This window comes from Myxococcales bacterium (assembly GCA_016717005.1).
In the GTDB taxonomy this organism is placed as follows: domain Bacteria; phylum Myxococcota_A; class Polyangia; order Haliangiales; family Haliangiaceae; genus UBA2376.
In genome coordinates this window covers 114,261-136,217 of the sequence record JADJUF010000020.1, presented here as the reverse complement: position 1 = coordinate 136,217, position 21,957 = coordinate 114,261, and the positions used below count along the sequence as shown (strand labels likewise).

Below are 21,957 nucleotides of genomic sequence, written 5' to 3'. Positions count from 1 at the left end.
GCCGTGCGATGCCGGCCCAGACCGCGCAGTTCCACGACCTCGTGCTCGACCTGCACTGAGGCGGCGGCGCGCGGCGGTCGCGCGCGACGCGTGGCGGGGGGCGGGCCCCAGGGTGCGTGCGCCCGGCCCGGCCCCCGCGGCCCCCCCCAGGGACCGGCCCAGGCCGGGGGACCGTCGTCACCCTTGCGGAGGGCGGTGTGTCGGGCAGATTGCACCGCCTTGTCCGAGCCGACCCCCTGATCGTGTCCGTGCCGTGCTGACGGCGGTGCAGCTGCCCGACGCCGACGAAGCGACGTTCGCGTCATCGATCGCCGAGCTCCGTCGCCTGGCGACCACGCTCGGCCTCGAGGTCGTGGGCATGGTGACCCAGCGCCGGGGCCGGCTGGCGCCGGGGCTGGTGCTGGGCGAAGGCAAGCTGCGCGAGCTCGCGGCGTGGACCGGCGGCGACGGCGAGGTCGCGGCGTACCAGAAGCCGGGCAAGAGAAGCTCGACCGCGACGCCGAGGACGAGGACGAGGACGAGGACGGCTCGACGAGGGCGCGGACGACGACGACGCGGCCGGTGACGACGAGGACGGCGACCCGTCGAGCGGCGGGCCGGCCGGCGTGCGCTGCGACGTGGTGCTGGTCGATCACGACCTCACGCCGACGCAGCAGCGCAACCTCGAGCGCGCCACTGACGCCGAGGTCATGGATCGGACCTCGGTGATCCTCTCGATCTTCCACCGGCACGCCAAGACCCGCGAGGCCCGGCTCCAGGTCGAGATCGCGCGCCTGGCGTACCTGGCGCCGCGGCTGCGCGAGTCGGGCGGCGGCGGCGACCGTGTGCGGGGCGGCGTCGGCGGCAAGGGCGCGGGCGAGAGCTCGCTCGAGCTCGACCGTCGGCGGATCCGCGATCGCGTCGCCGAGCTGCGGCGCGAGCTGGCCGCGATCGAGGGCGGCGCCCGGACCCGGCGGGCCCGGCGCGACGACGCCCGCACGGTCGCGGTGGTCGGCTACACCAACGCCGGCAAGAGCTCGCTCATGCGCGCGCTCACCGGCAGCGAGGTGTACGTGGCCGACAAGCTGTTCGCCACGCTCGACACGACCGTGCGCGTGCTCGACGCGCGCACCCGCCCGCCGATCCTGCTGTCGGACACGGTCGGCTTCATCAAGAAGCTGCCGCACGATCTGGTGGCGTCGTTCCGGTCGACGCTCGAGGAGGCGTCGCACGCCGATCTGCTGCTGCACGTGGTCGACGCCGCCGACGCCGCGTTCCGCGACCACATGGCGGTCACGCGCGGCGTACTCGGCGAGATCGGCGTCGACGCCCCCGAGCTGGTCGTGCTCAACAAGATCGACAAGGTCAGCGTCGAGGACCGCGCCCTGCTCGCGCTGGCGTTCCCCGACGCGGTGCTGATGTCGGCCAAGGCGCCGGCCGACGTCGCGGCGCTGCGGGTGCGGGTGGTCGAGTACTTCGCCGGGGCCGCGGTCGAGGCCGAGCTGTTCGTGCCCTGGGCGCGCCGCAAGGTGGTCCACGACATCCACGGGCGCTGCCTGGTCGTGACCGAGCACCACGAGGACGAGGGCACGCGCCTGACCGTGCGGGCGCCGCAGGGCATCGTCGACGAGCTGGTCGCGACGCTCGCGGCGTCGTAAGGTCGAGGCGTGAGCCTGCGCGCGCTGCCCCGGCCCGGACCGCGTGGGCGGTCATCGCCGCGATCGTCCTGGTCGTGGTCGGCGCGATCGGCGCGCTGCGCGCGGCGTTCCTCGGCGCCGACTTCATGTACGACCTCGAGCAGCCGCGCAGCGCTGGCGCGGACGGCGCCGGTGGTCGTCGATCCCGGGACACCGCGGCTGGCGCGGCGGGTGGTGCTGATCATCGTCGATGGGCTCCGCTGGGACGCGTCACAACGGATGACGTCGCTGGCCCGGCTGCGCGCGCTCGGCGTCGACGGCCAGGCCCGCTCGCACTACCCGAGCTGGTCGCGGCCGAACTACGTGTCGATCTTGACCGGCGTCCCGCCCCAGGCCTCGGGCGTGCGCACCAACCGCCACTACACCGCGGTCGCGCTCGACACGCTCATGGACCGGGCCCAGGCCGCGCACGTGCGCTCGGCGTCGGCCAGCGACAACAGCCCGCTGCCGGCGCTGTTCCTGCGCCCGCTCGACCCCGCGCGGCAGGCCGAGCTCGACGCGATCGACATCGACGCGATGGACGATCCCGACTCGGCCGAGGCCCGAGCCGCGGCCGGGATGGAGGTGCGGTCGCCGTTCGATGACAGCCGCTACGCGCCGTGGCCGGGCGGCGTGGTCGAGGCGGCCCGGGCCCAGCTGGCCGATCATGCCGAGCTGCAGGTGGTGCTGATCGGCGTGGTCGACGACGCCGGCCACGCCGAGGGCGCCGACAGCGACGAGTACCGGGCCGCGGTCGCGACCGCGGATCTGATGGTCGGCCGGATCGTGGCCGCGACCGATCTGGCGACCGACGCGGTGATCGTCGTGGCCGATCACGGCCACACCGACTCGGGCGGGCACGGCGGGATCGAGCCCGAGGTCATGACCGTGCCGCTGGTCGCGGCCGGCGCCGGCATCCGCGCCGGCGCCCGGCCCGACGACGCCCGGTTGATCGACGTCGCGCCGACGGTGGCGGCGCTGCTCGGGTTCCCGGCGCCCGGCCACGGCCTGGGCCGCACGCTGACCGAGCTGCTGACGCTGACGCCGTCGGACGTCGCCGCCCGCGCGCGCGCCGACGGCGAGCGCCTGGCCGTGACCGAGCGCGTGGTCAGCGAGTCGCGCAAGACCACGCTGGCGCGGGTGCTGGCGCGGCGCGGGCTGCGCCTGGTGGGCGTGGTCGCGCTGGCGGTGGTGCTGATCGGCGGCGCGCTGTGGCTGCGGCGCCGCGGCGGCGTGTCGTTCGATCGGCGCACGCTGATCCTGGGCGCGCCCGGGTTCTTCGTCGTCTACTACGTGATGGTCGCGGTGCTGGGGCAGCGGTTCTCGCCGTCGTTCCTGCCGGCCAAGGGCAGCCTGGCGTTCGAGCTCGCGAAGTACGGCGTGGTCGGCGCGGTCGCCCACGTCGCCGTCGGCTGGCTGGTGCTGCGCAAGCACAAGACCCTGGCGCATCGCCTGGCGATCGCCAACGGCAACGCCGCGGTCGGCCTGTTCCTGACGATGGTGCCGGCGTTGCTGATGTGGGCGCTGTTCCCGCCGCCGTACACCGAGGTGCCGGGGCCGCGCATGCTGGTGATCATCCCGTCGCTGCAGGTCGCGGTCGCGCTGTACGCGTTCGCGATCCTGCTGTCGCTCGCGATCGAGGTCGTGGTGTTCTTCGCGCGCGCGCTCGATCCCAGCGCGCGCCTGCTGCGGCTCGAGCGCGCGGCCGCGATCGCGCGCAAGCAGCTCGGCGGGAACGCGCCCCCGGCCGAGCCGCCGCCGCCGAAAACCTGAGCGGGCCTCGGGACCCGCGGCGTGTCGTCGCGCCTGAAGCACGCTCGACGCGCGCGCGCGCACCCGCGATCTCGGTGACCGTGGCCTCGCGCTGACTTGCGCTGGCGCGACGACGCGCTGAGGCGCGCGCGCCTCGCGTGGCGACCGCGGTAGCCATCACGATTAGTTCAGGGCGCGTGATCTTCCGGGCGATCGGCGTTCGCGCTAGAAGGCGGCGCGTCATGTCGATCATCTCGAAGATCCGCCCGCCCGAGATCGTCCGCGTCGTGGGGCCTGGTCGCGCCGTCGTCGAGGCTCAGTCTTCGCCCGCGAGGATCCGGTTGGTCTCGCCGCCGGCCGTGGTGCCGTCGGCGCGCTGGTGCACGTAGTCGAACAGCTCGTCCTGGCGGACCTCGACCTCGGCGCCTTCCTTGAGCGCGGCGATGTCGTCGGGCTGGTTGGACAGGATGCCGGTGATACGCTGGCCCTGCCAGGTCCGGACCTCGACCCACATCCACTCGATCCCGCCGTGGTCGGTCGTGAACGGCGCCTTCACGTGCAGCGCCTCGAGGTCGGGGACGCCCCGGGCGAAGCGCGGCGCCAGCGCCGCCAGCGCGACCAGCGCGCGCGCCCGCGCGGCCTCGAGCTTGGCGGGGTCGCCGCTCAAGAGCTTGTCGGCCTCGAGTCCGAAGAACGCCCGGCGGGCCGCGCTGATCCGCTCGGCGAACGGGCCGCCCGGGAGCGTCAGCTCGAGCATCGGCTCGGCGTCCGGATCGTCGGCCTCGTCGCCCAGGGACCAGGTCACGTCGAAGGTGACCCGGCCGGTCCCGCCATGATCGCGGAGCGCCCGGGCGTTTTCGGGCCAGGGCGGCGTCGTCAGGGTGTCGCGAGGGAGCGCGCCGCGCTCGATGAGCTCCTGCGCGGCGGCGTTGAACATCTCGTTGGCGGCCTCGGGGAACCACGGGGGCACGCCACCCAGGTACAGCTCGGGCAGGCCGAAGCGCGCCAGGCCCGCGCTCTCCAGGAACAGCCCGCCGGCGTCGTCAGCGACGTGGTCGACCACGACCATGTTGGTGCTGGCCTGCGGCAGCGGCTCGGGGCGGCGCTCATCGAACGCCGCGCGCGTGAACGTCTCGCGGGTGTTCGGATCGACGATCCAGCCGCGGGCGGCGGCGCCGCCGGCCCGGGCGACCGCGGCGGTGCCCGCGACCAGGTCGCCGACGCGGGTCGCGTCGCCGCCGACCATGACCCCGAGCGCGCGCGGGGCCGCGAGCAGCGCCGCGGTCTCGGCGTCGTCGAAGCCGCGGGCGAAGTACCGCATCGACTGGGCCGTGACGCCGATCTCGGCGACCGTCATCGGCCGGAACTCTGCGTCGAGGCCCCGCGCCGTCGCGACCGCGCGCATCGCCCGCTCGACCGCGGCGAGGTCGGCCCGCGGTGGCAGCACGATCGCGTAGGCATCGGTGACCTGCGCGGCCCGGACCGAGCCGGCCGCGGGCCGCGCACCCACGGTCCGGATTCCCGTCGGCGCGATCGGCGCGGCTGGCGTCGCGGCGCTGGCGTCGCGCGCGGCGATCGCGCGCGAACTCGCGCGTCGGTCGGCCGATCGGCGGCAGCCGGCGGTGGCGACGAGGGACAGGGTCACGACGACGACGACCGCGGCGCGCATGCCCGACGATCCGCGACGGGCGCCGATGCTGTCAACTGCGGCGACTACAGCTTGCCCCGGACCAGCCGGCCCCGCGGCGCGGGCATCGGGGTCATGCGCATGACCGTGGGGAGCGGCGCGCGTGCGCTGAGCCGGCCGCGGGTCCACGGCTGGGCGGCGCGGGCGTCGCGGCCGCCGGCGCGGGTATCGCGGGCGTAGCGATCACGACCGCGATCGGCGCGACCGCGATCGGCGCGGGCATCGCGACCGTCGCGGGCGTTACGATCGGCGCGACCGTCGTAGCGGTCGGCGCGGTCGGCACGATCAGCGCGGCCGTCGTGATCGTCGCCGCGGGCGGCGTGATCGCAGCTGGGCTGGTCGTGGCTGGCGCCGGCGCCGCGGCGGCCGTCGGCGCTGGCGAGGCCGGCGGCGACGGTGAGCGCGAGCGCGAGCGCGGCTAGCGAGGAGAAGACGCGGAGGCGGGGAGAGGTATTCATGGGGATCGACAGCTCCATGTCCCGACGCCGGACGGCCGCGGGACGGACCGAGACCAATGCACGCCGCGGACCAGCGCGCGACGGCGCCGTGCGCGGCGTGGGCGCGGGTGCGGCCTGCAGCCCTGCGGACTCTGCAGCGCGCGGCCTGCGAAGCGCGCAGGCGCCCGGCGTCGAGGCTGCCGCGCAGGCTGCGAGCGCGCGGGCGCTACGCGTCGAGGCCGCGGCGCGCGCGGTCGCGCGGGCGCCAGTCGTCGACCACGTCGCGCGGGTGCATCGGGCCGTCGAAGGTCAGGCGGTGGGCCGCGTCGAAGTCGGTCGCGCCGCTGGTGCGGACGAAGATGGTCTTGCGGTTGTACGGCAGGAAGAACATCAGGAACGGGAAGAAGTTCTTCACCATCACGACGTCGGCCTGCCACAGGTCGAGCCCGACGTCCTTGTAGAACGACGGCCGCATCACCATCGCCGGCCCTCGGTCACGACCAGGCGCAGGTGCTCGATCGGCAGGACGGCGGTGCGCAGGAAGCCCGGCTGCTCGAGCGTGCGGACGATCGTCGCGCGCACCGCCAGCGGCGGGCCCGACGCCGGATCGAGGTGACCGCCGACCTCGACGTCGACCTCGGCGCCTACCGGCGCGGCCCAGAGCTGCTCGATCGCCACCGGATCGCGCACCGCCGCGTAGGTCAAGAGGCCCGTGCCCTCGGCCAGCATCGCGCGCAGCAGGTGGGTCGAGTCGCCGGGCGCGCCCGCGGTGACGACGTCGGACGCGTCGGACATGGTCACCACGCCCAGCCTGCGGCGCACGCGCGCGGCCCGGGCCGCGGCCAGCCCGGCCGACGCGGAGCTGAAGGTCGGCGGCAGCTCGTGGCGCCGGGCCCAGCACATCTCGGCCAGCTCGTCGACGAGGCGCTCGACCTCGGCCGGCTCGCCGTAGGCCAGGGTCGACCAGCCCAGCGCCGGGTCGTCGTTCCACGGGTGGACCATGAACGTCGAGGCGCTGACGACCTCGCCGGTGCGTTCGGCCCGGGCCATCCGCCGGAACACCGCGCGCATCGGCGCGGGGTCAGGTTGGCGTGCAGATCGTGGGTGCAGGTCAGCGGCACGCCGCCGGCGGCGTCGCGGGCGATCCGCAGGAGCTCGGTCTCCGGGTCGCGCAGGCCGTCGACGCCCATCGCGCCGTGCAGGGCCAGCACGACGCCGTCGGGCCGGGCGGCGCGCAGCCCGTCGGCGAGGCGCTCGGCCAGGGTGTCGAAGCAGGCCCGGGTGAGCTTGCCGCCCGAGGACGCCCACGCCGACAGGATCGGCACCGGCGTCGCGCCGGCCGCGCGCACCGCGGCGACCGCGCCGGCCAGCTCGGCCTTCTTGAAGAAGCCGGCGACCTCGTGGCCGCCCGGCTCGATCGCCTGCGCCAGCGCGGCGCCGACCAGGTAGTGGCTCTGCTCGAAGTCGCGCAGGTCGGTCGGCACCGGCGTCAGCGCGTTGGTCTCTTGCATGAACCGCGCGACCGCGATCCGCGTCACCGCTTCCTCCGGCGCCGGGTCAGCGCGCCGCGCACGCTCGTGAACGTGTCGAGCGCGGCGTCGAGCTGCGGGCCGTAGCGATCGATGATCTTGCCGACGACCCCGTCGTTGGCGCTGGCGGCGACGTCGGGCACGACCACGCCCGGCATGTACATCGCCTCCATCACCTTCGCGACCGAGCGCTTGACCATGCCGCGCATCGGCAGCTTGGCCATCATCCCGTACATCGGCGCCGAGCCGCTCCGCTTGAGCGACGGATCGGCCCGGACCTCGGCGCAGGCGTCGCGCAGATCGGCCAGGTAGTCGTCGATGATCGCCTGGTGGTTGGCGGTGCAGGTCAGGTGGATCGCCGCCGGCGACTGGCTGCGATCGACCGACCAGCCCCGGGCCTCGAGCCGATCGGCCACGGTGTAGATGTCGGGGCCGCCGGGCGCGGCGCCGAACGCGACGATCGTCGCCAGGCTGTCGCCGACGACGCGCAGCCCGTCGATGGCCGCGACCCCGGCGCGCACGCGATCGGCGGCGTCGAGCGCGGCCGCGGTCAGGCGCTGGTAGCCGTCGGCGCCGAGGCCCTGGAGCGCGGCCCAGGCCGCGGCGATCGGGCCGCCGGGGCGGGTGCCGATCAGGGTCGGCGACACGTAGATGCCGCCCGGGAAGTCGGCGGCGACGAAGAACTGGTGCTTCATGTCGGCCATCGACCGCCACATCAGCACCGACGCGCCCTTGCCGGCGTAGGCGTACTTGTGGAGGTCGGCGGAGATCGACGTCACCGCCGGCACCCCGAAGTCCCAGGCCGGCAGCGCGCGGCCGAGCCGCTCGACCCACGGCAGCACGAACCCGCCGACGCAGGCGTCGACGTGCAGGGGCAGCTTGGCCTTGGTGCACAGCGCGCCGACCAGGGCGATGGGATCGATCACGCCGTGGGCGTACTGCGGCGCCGACGCCACGACCGCGATCGTCGAGCGGCCGATCGCGCGGGCCAGCGCGGCCAGGTCGACGCGGTGGTCGTCATCGACGGGGACCTTGGTCAGGCGCACGCCGAAGTAGTGCGCGGCCTTGTCGAACGCCGGGTGCACGGTGATCGGCGCGACGATCTCGGGCCGGACGATCCACGGCCGCAGCTTGCGCGCGCGATCGCGGTAGGCCGCGACCGCCACGAGGATCGACTCGGTGCCGCCGGAGGTGACCGCGCCGACGGTGTCGGGGCCGCCGTGGAACAGGTCGGCGGCCATCTGCGTGATCTCGGCCTCGAGCCCGCGCAGGCTCTGGAACGCCATCGGGTTGAGCAGGTTGCCCGACGCGTACAGGGCGTGGGCGCGCTCGAGCAGGCGGGTGTGCTCGTCGGACGCGTGGTAGACCAGCGAGAACACGCGGCCGCGCTTCCAGTCGGTGTCCTTGTGCTTGCGCCCCGCCAGATCGGCCAGGAGCTCGTCGGTGGCCCGCCCGCGCTCGGGGATGATGGTCCGGGTCACAGCAGCGCCCCCGTGCGCGATCGTGGCCTCGATCGAGATCGTGAAGATGTCGTTGCCGCCGCTGCCGCGGATGTTCGACGGCGGGTTGGTCAGGCTGTCGGTGATGACCGGGATCCGGTACCAGTAGTGCAGGTACGACGCCGCCAGCTTGTAGCGGCCGACCTGGTAGCGCACGCCCGAGTGCAGGCCGTAGTGCGAGAACGTCGGCTGATCGAGCGCGACGGTCTGGGCCGGGGCCGGGGTCTTGTCGTAGTGGACGCCGGCCATCAGCTCGAGGCACGGCGCCTGGGGCAGATCGTGGACCCGCACGCCGCCGGCGACCTGCCACGAGTCGGTGTAGTTCTTGGGCGTGACCAGCTCGTTGATGAACGGCAGGCCGTCGAGCTTGGAGCGCTGCTCCTTGTACGCGCGGTACAGGTAGTAGCGGAGCTCGGTGCCGACCTCGAGGTTGGGGGTGACGTCGTAGTTGGCGCCGGCCAGGAACGTCCACGGCAGCACCAGCCCGGTCTTCTGCTTGCCGTTGTAGCGGTCGCCGGGCACCGCGGCGTCGTCGCCGGTGGTGAGCGTGACGTCGCCCTCGAGCTCGGGATCGACCCGGCCGATCACGGTGGCGCCCAGCGTGAGCTTGGGGATCGGCCGGGCCAGCACGCCGGCGTTCCAGGTGAACTTCCAGTCCTCGCCGTCGATCACCAGCTCGGCGTTGGAGCCCAGCAGCCGGGACACGTCGGTGCCATTGAGGATCGGGAACAGGTGGCGCTTGCCGTGGACCCGCACGTTCATCATGCCGACGCCGAGCCCGAGCGCGAGCTTGGGGTGGACCTGGTAGGCCGCGACCGCGGTGAGGGTCGGCGACACGATGTAGCCGTCGATCAGGTGGTAGCGGGTGACGTCGGTGTCTGCGAACTGCGCGCCGGTGCCGTTGGACACGTACGCGCCGAGCGCGCCCCACAGCTTGCCCGGCACGATCTCGGCCGAGGCGGTGATCATCGGGATCGCGCCGACCGCCCGGGTCGGGCGCGTGGTCGGGTAGTAGCCGTCGGCGTCGACCGGCGTGGTGATGAACCGATCGCTCTGGTCCCACGGCCGCAGGTTGAACTCGGTCGACAGCACCGCCAGGCCGAAGGTCGCGTAGACCCGCGCGCCGTGGGACATGGTCAGCCCGGCCGGGTTGTGGAACACCGCCGACGGCTCGTCGGGGCGACCGACCACGGCCGCCATGCCGGTGCGGCGCACGCCGACCTCGGGGATGCCGAAGCCGCCGGCGCGGGCAGGGCCGGCGGTGGCCGCGGTGGCGACGAGGGCGGCGGCCGCCAGGAGCCAGGGCGTGCGGTGCATCCGATCAGCATCGGCGGTGCGCGCCGCGATTTCAATCGGCGCGGCCACCAGGCACGATGGGGCGTGCCCGCCGATCGCCTGTCGCTGTCCGAGGTCCTGGGGCTGTCGCCGTGGCGCCTGCGCCTGCGCGAGACCGTGTTCGCGGTCCGCGGCGACGCGCTGACCCCGCCGAGCCGGTTCGATCACACCAGCCTGCGCATCCTCCAGCCGCGCCTGGCGCTGGCGGTGTGGCGCGGCCAGCGGCCGTTCGGGCGCGCGGTGCCGATCTACAACCTGTTCAACCGCACGCCCACGCCGATCGAGCGGGGCTGGTCGGTGCGCAAGACCCAGGTCCGCGACTTCCAGGGCGGCGCGCTCACCTACGACAGCCACAACGGCACCGACTTCGCGACCGCGCCCGGCACGGTCATCGTCGCGCCCGCCGCCGGCCGCGCGATCCTGGTCGTCAGCGAGTTCCACCGCGGCGGGCTCAAGCTCCTGCTCGATCACGGCGACGGCCTGGCCACCAGCTACGCCCACCTGGCCCGGGTGCTGATCGCGCCCGGCGACGTGGTCGCCCGGGGCCAGCCGATCGCGCTGTCGGGCGCCTCGGGGCTCAACTTCGTGGCCGCGCTCGGCGCCGATCCGCCGCACCTGCACTTCAACGTCTGGCTCGACGGCGAGCCGGTCGATCCGTTCGCCGTCGCCGGCGAGGCGTCGCTGTGGCGCCGCGCCAACGACCCCACCCCGGGCGCCACCGATCGCGATCTGCCCCCGACGACGATCGATGACGCCCGCCTCGCCGCCCAGCTCGACGCGTGCCGCGATCCCGACCTGGCGGCGCGGCTGCGCGCGATCCCCGATCGGGTCGAGCGCGCGCTCGCCACGATCTTCGCGCGCAACTACCAGCCGATGCGGTTCACGGACCATGTGTCGCCATACGTCAGCCGCGCCGCGCGCGTCCCCGCCCTCGACCTGCCATTTGCGGCCACCGACTACGAGCGCGTCCACCTGCCGTCGCCGTGAGGTGAGGCGCGGCGTCGCGGGCGCCCGACGAGGCTTCCGCGACGAGCGTGGTAAAACGCGGGCATGGCAAAGCAGACGCTCCCGCGCACAGCTTCGAAGGTCGGCAAGGCGAGCCGGGGCCCGACCCCGACGGCGACGACGGCGCTCGACATCCGGGCTCGGCCCAAGGTCGAGGCGACGCTCGAGGCGACGATCCGCGCCAAGACCACGGCCGCGCTCGCGCGCTGGGCGACGCTGATCGAGCGCGTGACGATCCGGTTCGCCGACGTCAACGGGCCCCGCGGCGGCGTCGACACGCGCTGCTCGATCCACGTGGGCCTGACCGGGGTGCCGCCGGTCCAGATCGAGCACCTCGGCGCCAGCCGCGCGCTGGCCTGGGCGCCGGCGCTGCGCTCGGCGGTGCAGGCGATCCGCCGGCTGCTCGACCGCCGCGGCCGGAGCGCCGGGCGGGCGTCGGTGCCGGACGCGGCGCGGCCGAAGCTGGCGGGTGCGCCGAGCCTGATCGGGCGCCGCGAGGGCCGAGCCGCCCTGGCCCAGGCGATGGTGCTGGCGCGGCCGGAGAAGCAGGTGCGCGATCTGTGGGTCGACACCGCGCAGCCCGGCGTGTCGGAGACCGATCGCGCGGCCGGCGCCGGGCACAGCGCGCGGCGTAACACCCGCGGCAGCAAGGCCGGGATGACCTCCACGCTCGAGGACTCGCTCGCGACGCCGTCGCGCAAGTCGACGCGCCGCTCGGCCAACCATGGCAAGCCCAGCCACGGCAAGGAGCGCGCGGCGGTCGCCGCGGTGATCGCGCCGAAGGCCCGGGCCACGCGCAGCCGCGCGCGGGCGCGCTGATCAGGGCGGGTCAGGGCGCCGCGGTCGTCGGCGCTGCGGGCGCGGATGCCGCGGGCGCAGGCGCCGGGGCCGACGCGGGCTGGGTGGGCGGCGGCGCCGGGGCGGGCGCGGTCGGATCGGCCGCCGGGACGGGCGCGGTCGGATCGGCCGGGGCGGTCGGCGCCGGCAAGCAGCTCGCGGTCGTGACGCGGACGCTCCAGCCGACGCCATCGACGATCACCGCGTCGGGCCGCGCCCGGGTCAGGCCGGTCAGCACGCCGCGCACGATCTCGATCGACGCGGGCGGTGGCGGTGGGGTGGGCGCGCGCCAGGGCCGCGCAGGCGGCGGCGGCGCCGGCGCCGGCACGGTGAAGCACAGGCTCAGGCCGGCGATCCCGGCGGTCGCGTCGAGCACGCGCACGGCCTCGGGCAGCCAGGTCTCGCCGGCGTCGGCCGGGGCCGCGACCGCGGCGACCGGCAGCGGGTGATCGTTCACGTCGACGGTGGCCTCGAGCTGCGCGCTCCACGCCTGCTCGAGCAGCTGCTCGCCGACCTCGCCGAGCGGGGCCCCGAGGTGGGTCACGTCGAGCTCGAGCGCGACCGGGGTGCCGCCGCGCGGCGTGACGCGCAGCCGCAGGACGGTGCCCGCCGACGACGGCCAGTGGTGGGCGAGGGCGTCATCGAGCGCGCTCGCGAACAAGGTGGCCGGCGGCGTGATCGGCGCCGGCGCCGGCGCGTCGGGCGGCGGGAGGGCCGCCTGGCGCAGCTGGTTCGCCATCGCGTCGAGGGTCGCCGCGTCAGGCACCGCGACCACGTCCACCAGCGGCTCCTTGCCGAGGCGCATCGCGATCTTCGTGCGCAGGGTCGCGGCGACGGCGCGGGCCTCCGCGTCGGTGCCGACCAGGAACAGCCGGACCCGGACGGTGCCGGCGCGGACCTCGAGGCTCTGGCGGACCACGGCGCCGGGGACCTCGGCGAGCAGGCGCTCGACCTCGGACCGGACCTCGACCTGCCAGCTGACCTCGTGCAGCGCCCGGCGCAGCGGCACGAGGATCGCGCCGAGCAGCATCGCCGGCAACAGCAGGCGCGTCAGCGCGCCCAGGCGGCGGCCGACGGTGCGGCGCGTGACCCGGGCGGCGACATGGGCCAGGCGGCCCTCGGACGGGCGCTCGAGCACGTCGTCCTCGATCTCGGCGGTGTTGACCTGGCCGAAGCCCAGCAGCAACACCGTCGCCGAGGTGACCGCGGTGATCGCCGCGAAGTTGGCGGTGAAGAGCAAGAGCGCGCCCTGCAGCATGTCGTGGTTGCCGGTGCCCAGGCCGTAGCCGGCGGTGCACAGCGGCGGGACCAGCGCGATGCCGATCGCGGTCCCGGCGGCGGCGGCCATCGCGTCCTTGCCCTCGCGGACGGTGGTGTAGACCGCGGCCAGCGCGCACGCGACGGCGATGAACAGATCGATCATCGTCGGGCTGGTCCGGCCCGCCAGCTCGGTCGTGACCTCGTGGAACGGCAGCAGCCGGGTCAGGCCGGCGGCCGCGAACACCACCACCGCGACGCTGGCGGCGGTGCGGACGCCGGCGCGGATCGTCAGCAGGAGCGAACCGGTGGCGAGGCCGACGCCGAACTCGATCAACGGCCCCATCAGCGGCGAGATCAGCATGGCGCCGATCACGACCGCGACGCTGTTCATCGCCAGGCCGAGCGTGGCGATGGCCATCGCCAGGATGAGCTGGAGCCAGTAGCCGATGGCGTGGGCCGTCGACCGGCGCAGCATGCCCTCGACCACGCTGATCCGATCGTCGGGCGTGACCCCGATGAACCCGGCGGCCTGATCCTCGAGCTGCTCGATCAGACTACGGACGCCACGGACGGCGCGGGCCGCGCGCCTGGGCCGGTCGCTGTCGGGCCGGCCGCTCTTGCCGGGCCGGTCGCTCTTGTCGGGCTGGTCGCTCTTGCCGGGTGGGTCGCCGTCGGGCCGGTCGCTCTTGTCGGGCTGGTCGAGCTGGTCGCGCCGATCGCTCACGACCGCGCGCCTCGTCGGGGGCGGCGTCGGTCGGGAGATCGGCTGAACTCGACCGTGAGGACTCGGCGCATGCCGGCAGATACCACGGCGGCGGTGGTCACGGGAGCGCCGCCGCTGCGTCGGGCTCGGGCCGCGCCGCCGCGGGCTCGGGGCGCGCCGACACCAGGAACATCGGGCACGGCAGCTGCGGCAGGAGCTGGTCGACGACGCTGCCGACCTTGACGCGGGCCGCGCGCGTGACCCCGCCGCGGCCGTGGCTGACCATCATGATCAGATCGCAGGCCCGTTGAGGCCGCTGCCGCCGCTGCCGTCGGTCACCCAGCGCATGACCAGGCGGTACATCGCCGACACCATCGCGACGGTCACGACCGCGAGCCAGATCGACGCGCCGAAGGTGACGTTGGCGACCCCGGCCGCGACGATCAGCTTGAGGAACGGGCCGAACACGTACAGCGGGCCGGATCACCGCCGCCTGCCAGCGCGCCTTCGAACGCGCCGCCGAGCTTGTGAGAGGCGTGCGCCATGGATGGGCCGGGCGCGCGGGCCGCGGGCGACCCGCCGACGACCGCGCTCGGTGCGACGACCATACCCCGGCGCCGCGATCGATGCCGCCGCGACGGTGCTACCTTGCAGGAGCGGCTCCTCGCGAGCGGGCGACCATGCACCCTCCAGCTCCTGCCCAGCCGGCCCAGCCGGTGATCCTCGTCGCCACCGATCTGAGCGCGGCGGCCGACGAGGCCGTGCGCGCCGGCTTCGCGCAGGCCCTGGCCCACGGCGCGCGGCTGGTCGTGGCCCACGTGCTGGACGACGGCGCCGGGGACGCGACCGCGGCCGCGACGATCGCGCCGGTGCGCACGACCATCGCCCGCGCGATCGGCGGCGGCGGTGACGACCGGGCCGCGGTCGACGCGCTGGTGCTGACCGGCGAGCCGTGCGGGGCGATCGTCGCGGCGGCCGCGGCGCGCGCGGCCGCGTTGATCGTGGTCGCCGCGCACGGCGGCGCGTCGCTGCGGCGGCAGGTCCTCGGCGGCGTGGCCGGGCGGGTGGTGCGCCACGCGCCGTGCGCGGTGCTGGTGGCGCGCCCGCCGTTCGGGTTGCGGATCCTGGTCGCGACCGACCTGTCGGCGCTGTCGTTGCCGGCCCTGGCCGCGGCCGCCGACGAGGCCCGGCGCCGGGGCGTGGCGGTGACCGCGCTCCATTGCCTCGACCCCCTCGCCGACGGCGTGGCCCCGGCCGCGGCCGAGGACGAGCTCGCGCGGGCCCGGGCGCGGCTGTCGGCGGCGGTGCAGGACTGCGGGCTCGACGCCGAGCTCGTGGTCGAGCGCGGCGACGCCGCCGAGATCATCGCCCGCGCCGCCGCCGGGGTCGCCGCAGATCTGGTCGTCGTCGCGACCCACGGCCGGACCGGGCTGCGGCGGATCCTGCTCGGCAGCACCGCCGAGGCGGTCGTGCGCAGCGCGCCGTGCTCGGTGCTGGTGGTGCGCTCGAACCTGCCCTGATCCCGGTGCGGCGCCGCGGTTGTCCGCCCGGCGCGGTCGTGGGATCGTCGTGTGATGCCGTCCGCCCGCGTCGCGCGCCTGGGATCGATCGTCGGGGTGGCGGCGGTGGCGCTCGTGCTTGGGAGCGGCTGCGGGCGGTCGTCGCGGCCGGCGCCGGCGGCGGGGCCGGCGGTCGAGCGTGACGCCGAGTCGACCACGGGGCCCGCGATCGGGCCGGTCGTGCTGGTCGACGCGGGCGCGGCCGTCACCGCGGCCGACGCCGCCGCGGTCGCCACCGCCGCGGCGGCCGCGCGCGCCGGCCGCGGCGACTCCTGCAAGGCCGACGTCGACTGCGGCTGGGACGATCCGTGCATGCCCGCGCGCTGCGGTCGCGCGCCGGCCGCGGCGGCGATGGCCGCGTGCGACGAGTCCGCGCCGCCGCCGGGCGCGTGCGGCTGCGTCGACCGCCAGTGCACGCTGCGCCGGATCGCGCCCGCGGCGGACCCGTCGGCGGCGTGCCGCGGCGACGACGACTGCGCGCTCGACGTCGGCGCCGCGCGCTGCGCGGCTGGCACCCCGGGCATGCTCGGCCCGCTCACCGAGCAGGGCCCGATCTGTACGTGCGCGCCGTCGGGGCAGTGCGCGTGGAGCTGGCCGGACGCGGTGCCGTGCACGAGCTGGCGCGACTGCAGCTGGACCCGCGCGCCGCGGCTACGGCCGGTGTCCGCGAGGGCGGTGCCGCGCCCGGTCGCGCACCCGGTCGCGCCGTGCAAGGACGGCGAGGTCGACAGCGTGTGCGCGCCCTCCGGCACCTGCCGGATCGTCGGCTGGGGCTGCTGAGCCGCGGGTCGATCAGCGCAGCTGCGCGACGATGCGCTCGAGCGCCGCGAGCCCGAACATGATCTTCTTCACGAACGACGGGTCGTGCGGGACCATGACGAAGCGCGGGTGGCGCGACCAGAGCGCGTGGAGCTGGCGATCGAGCTCGACCGCCTGGGCCATCGACTCGGTCCGGGTCGGGTTGCCGCCCTCGATCGACAGGCCCCCGGCCGCGGCGCACTCGAAGAAGATCACCGCGTCGTAGCGCGCGAGCTCGGCGTCCGCGGTGCTGCCGACGGCGTCGAAGAACTCGGCCGGCGCCCCGGGCCAGTAGGCCGCGCCGTCGACGCTGCCGCGGTCGCACAGGAGGATCCGGTCGGGGAAGCGCGCCGACTGCACGTCCTCGAGGTTGCGCTGGACGTGATAGATGGCGCGCTGCGCGGCCCGGCGCGCGAGCGCGTCGTCGGTGCGCGGGAAGCCGCCCGAGAACAGCAGGGTCGCGGCCTCGGGCACCACCACGACGCGCTCGCCGATCTCGCGGCGGAACAGGTCGGCGGCGGTGGTCTTGCCGCCGCCGGGGCCGCCGGTGACGACGATGCGGCACCGGCCGTTGCTGGGCTTGTCGGGATCGGCTGCGGCCATGGCGGCGCAGGCTACCACCGCCGCGCGATGACGGATTGGTACGGAATCCGAGACAGTGATGCACCGCCGGCGGTGATTGTCACGGCCGTCGTCCGGTCGCATGGTGGCGGGGATGAAGCTCCTCGAACCGATCACGCTCGCAGCGCTGGCGCTGCCCAACCGGGTCGTCATGGCCCCGATGACCCGCAGCCGCGCCGACGCGGACGGGCGGGTGGGGGCGCTCCAGGCCACCTACTACCAGCAGCGCGCGAGCGCCGGGCTGATCATCAGCGAGGGCGTCAACGTCTCGCGCGACGCCATCGGCAGCCCGCTCACGCCCGGGCTGTTCGACGCCGCCCAGGTCGAGGCCTGGCGCGGCGTGACCGCGGCGGTCCACGCCGCCGGCGGGCGGATCTTCGCGCAGCTCTGGCACACCGGGCGGGTCGGGCACTCGTCGGTGCGCGGCGGCGCGCTGCCGGTCGCGCCGTCGGCGGTGCGGATCGAGGGCCAGCAGCACTTCACCTCGACCGGCCCGCAGGACTACGAGACCCCGCGCGCCCTGACGCTCGACGAGATCCGCGCCACCGTGGCCGACTACGGCGCGGCCGCGGCCCACGCCCGGGACGCCGGGTTCGACGGCGTCGAGCTGCACGGCGCGTTCGGCTACCTCCCGAACCAGTTCCTGGTCGACGGCGCCAACCAGCGCACCGACGCGTACGGCGGCTCGATCGAGCACCGCGCCCGGTTCACGCTCGAGGTGATGGCCGCGCTGATCGAGGTCTGGGGACCGGGCCGGGTCGGGATCAAGCTGTCGCCGACGATCCCGTACAACAACATGATCGACCGCGATCCCCTGGCGCTGTTCACCTACCTGATCGAGCGCCTCGACCAGCTACCGCTCGCGTACCTGCACCTGATGCAGGGGATGTTCCCGCTCGATCGGTTCCCGACCTGGCCCGCCGACGCGCTCGCGACGTTCGGCCCGCTGTTCCACGGCCCGATCATCACCAACGGCGGCTACGACCGCGCCAAGGCCGAGGCGGCGCTCGCCAGCGGCGCGGCCCAGCTGGTGTCGTTCGGGACGCCGTACATCGCCAACCCCGATCTGGTCGAGCGCCTGGCCGCCGACGCGGCGCTGGCGCAGCCGGATCGCGCGACCATGTACGGCGGCGGCGCCCACGGCTACGTCGACTACCCTGCGCTGGCGCAGGAGCGGCGCGCCGAGTAGCTCACACCTCGGCGGCGGCGCGCAGGCCCGAGGCGATCGCGCCGTCGATGTAGCCGCTCCAGGCGGTGGCGGTCTCGGTGCCGGCCCAGTGCAGGCGGCCGACCGGCGTGCGGATGACCCGGCCGACCGAGGTCCACAGGCCGGGCGGGGCGAACGCGCCGTAGCAGCCGCCCGACCACGGATCGCGCTCCCAGACGTGATCGGCGTAGCGGTCGACCGCGCGGGCACGGTCGCCGTAGACGCGCGCGAAGCAGGCCACGGCCTCGACCTGGCGCTCGGCGATGGTGAGCGTGCCCAGGCGGCGCGCGGCGTCGGCCTCGGCGAAGCCCATCAGCACGCCGCAGCTGCCGTCGGGCGGCGAGTTGTCGAACGCGACGTGGATCGGGCCGCGGTCGGACAGCGACAGCCCCGACAGGCCGCGGTCGCGCCAGAACGGCCGCGGGTAGACCGCGGTGCACTTGATCACCGCGCCCATGGGCATGCCGGCCACGAGCGCGGCGCGATCGCGCGGCAGCGCCGGCGCGAAGTCGATCGCCGCGACCAGGTGCGGCGGGATGGCGACGATCACGCGATCGGCGATCAGCGCGCCGCGGTCGTGGTGGATCGTGACCTGGTCGCCGTGCTCGATCTTGCGCACCGGGTGCTCGAGCCGGACGTCGAGGCCGACCGCGAGCCGCTCGGCGACCGGCTGCATGCCGCCGTCGACGCGCGTGGCCTGGGCGCCGTCGGTGGTGCCGAACAGCGTGTCGAGGTCCTTGCCCGAGTGGATGTAGAACAGCGCGTGCAGGAGCGACAGGTCGCGCGGGCTCGCGGCGAACACGGACTCGAGCCCCGCGCCCAGCAGATCGCGCGCGACCTTGGTCGAGAGGTGCTGATCGAGCCACGCCCCCAGCGTGGTCGCGTCCCACGCCGCCGCGCGCTTGGCCCGCCACGGCGCGTCGAGCGGCACCTGCCGGGCCATGCGCTCGAGCCGCCACTGGGCCAGGCCGACGTCGATCAGGCTGCGCAGGCCGAGCCGCGGGATCGTGCCGCGGTAGCGCCGGGCGCGGCCCTCGACGACGACCAGGTTGTCGCCGGTGGTCCAGGTCGGGAACGTGGCCGCGCCTTGCTCGCGCAGGAGGCCCAGCAGGTGGTCCTGGGTCGGCCCCACCCACTGACCGCCCAGGTCGACCCAGGGGCCGCCGGCCGGTCGCTCGGTGTAGACCCGGCCGCCGACGCGGTCGCGGGCCTCGAGCACCACGGCGGCGCGGCCGGCCCGGGCGAGCGCGCGCGCCGCCGACAGGCCCGCGAACCCGGCGCCGATGATGGCCACGTCGGTGCGCTCGCTCATCGTGGATCACTCCACCACGCGGCCGGGCCCATTGCCAGCTATCCTCGCGTCATGTGCGACACGCTGGTCGCGATCGTCGACGGCCGGGTCCTGTTCGGCAAGAACTCGGATCGCGATCCCAACGAGGCCCAGTTCGTGTCGTGGCACCCCGCGCGCGCGCACCCGCCCGGCGCCGTGGTCCGCTGCACCCACCTCACGATCCCGCAGGCGGCGCACACCCACGCGGTGGCGCTCTCCCGCCCGTTCTGGATCTTCGGCGCCGAGATGGGCGCCAACGAGCACGGCGTGGTGATCGGCAACGAGGCGGTGTTCACCGACGCGCCCTACGCCGCGGTCGGCCTGACCGGCATGGACCTGGTGCGCCTGGCGCTCGAGCGCGCGACCACGGCGACCGCGGCGGTGGCCACGCTCGGCGCGCTGCTCGAGCAGCACGGCCAGGGCGGCGGCTGCGGCCACGAGCACCCGGGCTTCAGCTATCACGCGAGCTTCATCGTCGCCGACGCGACCGGGGCGTTCGTCGTCGAGACCGCCGGGCGTCGGTGGACCGCCCAGGCGGTGGTCGGGGCCGCGTCGATCTCCAACGCGCTGACGTTGCCGGCGCTGCGCGGGCACCGCGACCGGCTGCGGTCGTGGGTGGCGGCGGCGGATCGTCGCCAGGCCTGCACGCTCGGCGCGGCGCGGGCCGCGCGCTCGGTCGCCGATCTGTTCGCGGCCCTGCGCGATCACCGCGGCGACGGGCGGCCGCGCTACCGCTGGCACCACGGCGCGCTGGCGGCGCCGTGCGTCCACGCCGGCGGCGTGCTCGCGTCGTCGCAGACCACCGGCTCGTGGGTCGCCGAGCTGACGCCGGCCGGCGCGCGCCACTGGGTGACCGCGACCGCGGCGCCGTGCCTGTCGCTGTACAAGCCGATCGCGGTCGACGCGCCGCTCGACCTCGGGCCGCCGCCGCGCGACCGCGCCGACGCCACCAGCCTGTGGTGGCGGCACGAGCGCCTGCACCGGCGCGTCATCGGCGACGCCGCCGCGTGCGCGGCGATCGCGGGCGAGATCGCGACGGTCGAGGCCGCGTGGCTGCGGTCGCCGCCGGCGTCGGCGGCGGCGTTCGCCGAGCACGCGCGCCGGATCGATGCGTGGCGGGCGCAGCTCGGCGCCGTGCGCGACGATCGCCCGTGGTACGTGCGGCGCTACTGGCGGATCCGCGACCAGCGCGCCGGCCTGGCGTGACCCCCCCCCCCCCCCCCCCCCCGCCCCCCCCCCCCCCCCCCCCCCCCCCCCCCCCCCCCCCCCCGCCCGCCCGGCCCCCCCCCCCCCCCCCCCCTCCCCCCCCCGCCCCACCCCCCGCCCCCCCCCCGCGCGCCGGCCCCCCCGGCGCCGGGGGGGGGGGGGGGCCGGGGGCCCCCCCCCCCCGGGCCGGCCCCGGGCCCCCGGCCCCGCCCCCGCCGCGGCCCCCCGGGCGCCCCCCCCCGCCCCCCCGGGGGGGCGGGGGGCGCCCCCCCGCGGGCGGGGGGGGGGGCGCCGGCGCGCCCCCCCCCCCCCCCCCCCCCCCCCGGGGGCGGGGCGCGCGGCGCCGCCCCCCCGCCCCGCCCGGGCGGGGGCCCCGCCCCCGGCCCCCCGGCCCCCGGCCGGGGGGGGCCGCCCCCCCCGCCCCCCCCCCCCCCGCCACCTGTCGGACCGCAGAACTGGCGCGGGCGACGTGGGCCGCGAAGGTTCTGCGCGGTCGGCGCGGGCCGACGCGGCGTCACCGCGATCGCCTGTCACGGCGCGGTCACGGCGGCCCGATCCTCGACGGACTCGTGAGCGAACCCTGGCCGAGCCCGGACAGCGCCGGTCGCCGCCCCGCGGCACGCTGGCGCCATGACCACCGACCCACGCGATCCGCGCGATCGCCTGCGCTGGATCGACAACCTGCCGTTCTGGGGCGTGCACGTGGCCGCGATCGCCGGCCTGGCGTGGCTGGGCTGGTCGTGGACCGGCTTCGCGATCGCCGCCGCGGCCTACGTCATCCGCCTGTTCGCGATCACCGCCGGGTACCACCGCTACTTCTCGCACCGCGCGTACAAGACCAGCCGCGCGTTCCAGCTCGTGCTGGCGGTGCTGGGCCTGACCTCGACCCAGAAGGGCCCGCTGTGGTGGGCCGCGCACCACCGCATCCACCACAAGTACTCGGACCAGCCCGGCGACATGCACTCGGTGCGGCAGCGCGGCTTCTGGTGGGCGCACATGTGGTGGATCCTGGTCGAGCGCCACGCCGAGGTCGATCACGATCGCATCAAGGACCTGACCCGCTACCCCGAGCTGCGCTTCGTCGATCGCCACGCGATCTGGTTCACCGTCGCGTACGCGGCGATCCTGTTCCTGGTCGGCGGCTGGACCGCGCTCATCTGGGGCTACTTCGTGTCGACCGTCGTGCTGTGGCACGGCACCTTCACGATCAACTCGCTGTCGCACGTCTGGGGCTGGCGCCGCTACCGCACCACCGACGACAGCGTCAACAACCCGCTGCTCGCGATCCTCACGATGGGCGAGGGCTGGCACAACAACCACCACTACTACCAGCGCTCGGCGCGCCAGGGCTTCTACTGGTGGGAGATCGATCTCAGCTTCTACGCGCTCAAGGTGCTCGAGGCGGCGCGGATCGTCTGGGACGTGCAGGGCGTGCCGCGCCACGTCCGCGATCACCGCCCGGCGGCGCCGGTCGACGCCGACGGCGCCAGCCAGCTCGGCGCGCCGCTGCCGCGCTGACCTCGGCGTCGCGACGATC

At 75.6% G+C, this 21,957-nt stretch carries 19 protein-coding genes and 1 pseudogene; 9 read left to right on the top strand and 11 right to left on the bottom strand.

Annotation, left to right across the window (positions count from 1 at the left end; genetic code table 11):
* Positions 1-208 precede the first annotated feature (208 nt).
* Positions 209-1,637, top strand: a pseudogene (gene hflX / locus IPL61_18635) (GTPase HflX).
* Positions 1,638-1,808: 171 nt separating this feature from the next.
* Entirely contained in the window at positions 1,809-3,428 is a 1,620-nt protein-coding gene (locus IPL61_18630) for an alkaline phosphatase family protein (GenBank protein ID MBK9033259.1), read from the top strand.
* A gap of 295 nt (positions 3,429-3,723) precedes the next feature.
* Here IPL61_18630 and IPL61_18625 read toward each other — a convergent pair whose 3' ends face one another.
* From IPL61_18625 to IPL61_18600, 6 genes are all read right to left on the bottom strand, one after another.
* Positions 3,724-5,076, bottom strand: a complete 1,353-nt coding sequence (locus tag IPL61_18625) for a DUF2314 domain-containing protein (GenBank protein MBK9033258.1) — start codon at positions 5,074-5,076, stop codon at positions 3,724-3,726.
* Between the two features lie 44 nt (positions 5,077-5,120).
* Positions 5,121-5,552: a hypothetical protein gene (locus tag IPL61_18620; GenBank protein ID MBK9033257.1), complete on the bottom strand. Its 432-nt coding sequence runs from the start codon at positions 5,550-5,552 to the stop codon at positions 5,121-5,123.
* A gap of 205 nt (positions 5,553-5,757) precedes the next feature.
* Positions 5,758-6,012 (bottom strand): hypothetical protein, encoded by a 255-nt coding sequence (locus IPL61_18615; protein ID MBK9033256.1) that lies wholly within the window; start codon positions 6,010-6,012, stop codon positions 5,758-5,760.
* Positions 6,006-6,332: an MlrC C-terminal domain-containing protein gene (locus tag IPL61_18610; protein ID MBK9033255.1), complete on the bottom strand. Its 327-nt coding sequence runs from the start codon at positions 6,330-6,332 to the stop codon at positions 6,006-6,008. Before IPL61_18610 ends, IPL61_18615 begins: the two co-directional genes overlap by 7 nt.
* Positions 6,329-7,069, bottom strand: coding sequence for a M81 family metallopeptidase (locus IPL61_18605; protein ID MBK9033254.1), 741 nt, complete (start codon positions 7,067-7,069; stop codon positions 6,329-6,331). Before IPL61_18605 ends, IPL61_18610 begins: the two co-directional genes overlap by 4 nt.
* Positions 7,066-9,876: an aminotransferase class V-fold PLP-dependent enzyme gene (locus IPL61_18600; protein MBK9033253.1), complete on the bottom strand. Its 2,811-nt coding sequence runs from the start codon at positions 9,874-9,876 to the stop codon at positions 7,066-7,068. Before IPL61_18600 ends, IPL61_18605 begins: the two co-directional genes overlap by 4 nt.
* A 63-nt stretch (positions 9,877-9,939) precedes the next feature.
* Between IPL61_18600 and IPL61_18595 the strand changes: the two genes are divergently transcribed.
* Positions 9,940-10,881, top strand: a complete 942-nt coding sequence (locus tag IPL61_18595; protein ID MBK9033252.1) for a M23 family metallopeptidase — start codon at positions 9,940-9,942, stop codon at positions 10,879-10,881.
* Positions 10,882-10,944: 63 nt separating this feature from the next.
* The gene (locus IPL61_18590) at positions 10,945-11,718 is read left to right on the top strand and encodes a hypothetical protein (protein ID MBK9033251.1); all 774 of its coding nucleotides are present in this window, start codon (positions 10,945-10,947) and stop codon (positions 11,716-11,718) included.
* Between the two features lie 10 nt (positions 11,719-11,728).
* On the opposite strand, the gene IPL61_18585 is transcribed toward IPL61_18590, so the two are convergent.
* From IPL61_18585 to IPL61_18575, 3 genes are all read right to left on the bottom strand, one after another.
* On the bottom strand, positions 11,729-13,720 hold the full coding sequence (locus tag IPL61_18585) for a DUF389 domain-containing protein (GenBank protein MBK9033250.1): 1,992 nt from the start codon (positions 13,718-13,720) through the stop codon (positions 11,729-11,731).
* Between the two features lie 97 nt (positions 13,721-13,817).
* Positions 13,818-13,988 (bottom strand): hypothetical protein, encoded by a 171-nt coding sequence (locus tag IPL61_18580; GenBank protein MBK9033249.1) that lies wholly within the window; start codon positions 13,986-13,988, stop codon positions 13,818-13,820.
* Positions 13,989-13,990: 2 nt separating this feature from the next.
* Positions 13,991-14,167 (bottom strand): hypothetical protein, encoded by a 177-nt coding sequence (locus IPL61_18575; GenBank protein ID MBK9033248.1) that lies wholly within the window; start codon positions 14,165-14,167, stop codon positions 13,991-13,993.
* Positions 14,168-14,379: 212 nt separating this feature from the next.
* Between IPL61_18575 and IPL61_18570 the strand changes: the two genes are divergently transcribed.
* On the top strand, positions 14,380-15,219 hold the full coding sequence (locus IPL61_18570; protein ID MBK9033247.1) for a universal stress protein: 840 nt from the start codon (positions 14,380-14,382) through the stop codon (positions 15,217-15,219).
* Between the two features lie 54 nt (positions 15,220-15,273).
* Entirely contained in the window at positions 15,274-16,038 is a 765-nt protein-coding gene (locus tag IPL61_18565) for a hypothetical protein (GenBank protein MBK9033246.1), read from the top strand.
* Between the two features lie 12 nt (positions 16,039-16,050).
* On the opposite strand, the gene IPL61_18560 is transcribed toward IPL61_18565, so the two are convergent.
* Positions 16,051-16,659 (bottom strand): AAA family ATPase, encoded by a 609-nt coding sequence (locus tag IPL61_18560; GenBank protein MBK9033245.1) that lies wholly within the window; start codon positions 16,657-16,659, stop codon positions 16,051-16,053.
* 112 nt (positions 16,660-16,771) lie between these two features.
* Here IPL61_18560 and IPL61_18555 point away from each other — a divergent pair, with 112 nt between their 5' ends.
* Positions 16,772-17,866 carry an alkene reductase gene (locus IPL61_18555; GenBank protein MBK9033244.1) on the top strand — a complete coding sequence of 365 codons (1,095 nt, stop codon included), beginning with the start codon at positions 16,772-16,774 and terminating at the stop codon, positions 17,864-17,866.
* A gap of 1 nt (position 17,867) precedes the next feature.
* Here IPL61_18555 and IPL61_18550 read toward each other — a convergent pair whose 3' ends face one another.
* A complete protein-coding gene (locus IPL61_18550) occupies positions 17,868-19,196 on the bottom strand; it encodes a flavin monoamine oxidase family protein (GenBank protein ID MBK9033243.1) in 1,329 nt (442 codons plus the stop codon).
* Positions 19,197-19,247: 51 nt separating this feature from the next.
* Here IPL61_18550 and IPL61_18545 point away from each other — a divergent pair, with 51 nt between their 5' ends.
* Together IPL61_18545 and IPL61_18540 are read left to right on the top strand one after the other, a co-directional pair.
* Entirely contained in the window at positions 19,248-20,420 is a 1,173-nt protein-coding gene (locus IPL61_18545) for a C69 family dipeptidase (GenBank protein ID MBK9033242.1), read from the top strand.
* 630 nt (positions 20,421-21,050) lie between these two features.
* Positions 21,051-21,938 (top strand): acyl-CoA desaturase, encoded by an 888-nt coding sequence (locus IPL61_18540; protein ID MBK9033241.1) that lies wholly within the window; start codon positions 21,051-21,053, stop codon positions 21,936-21,938.
* Positions 21,939-21,957 lie beyond the last annotated feature (19 nt).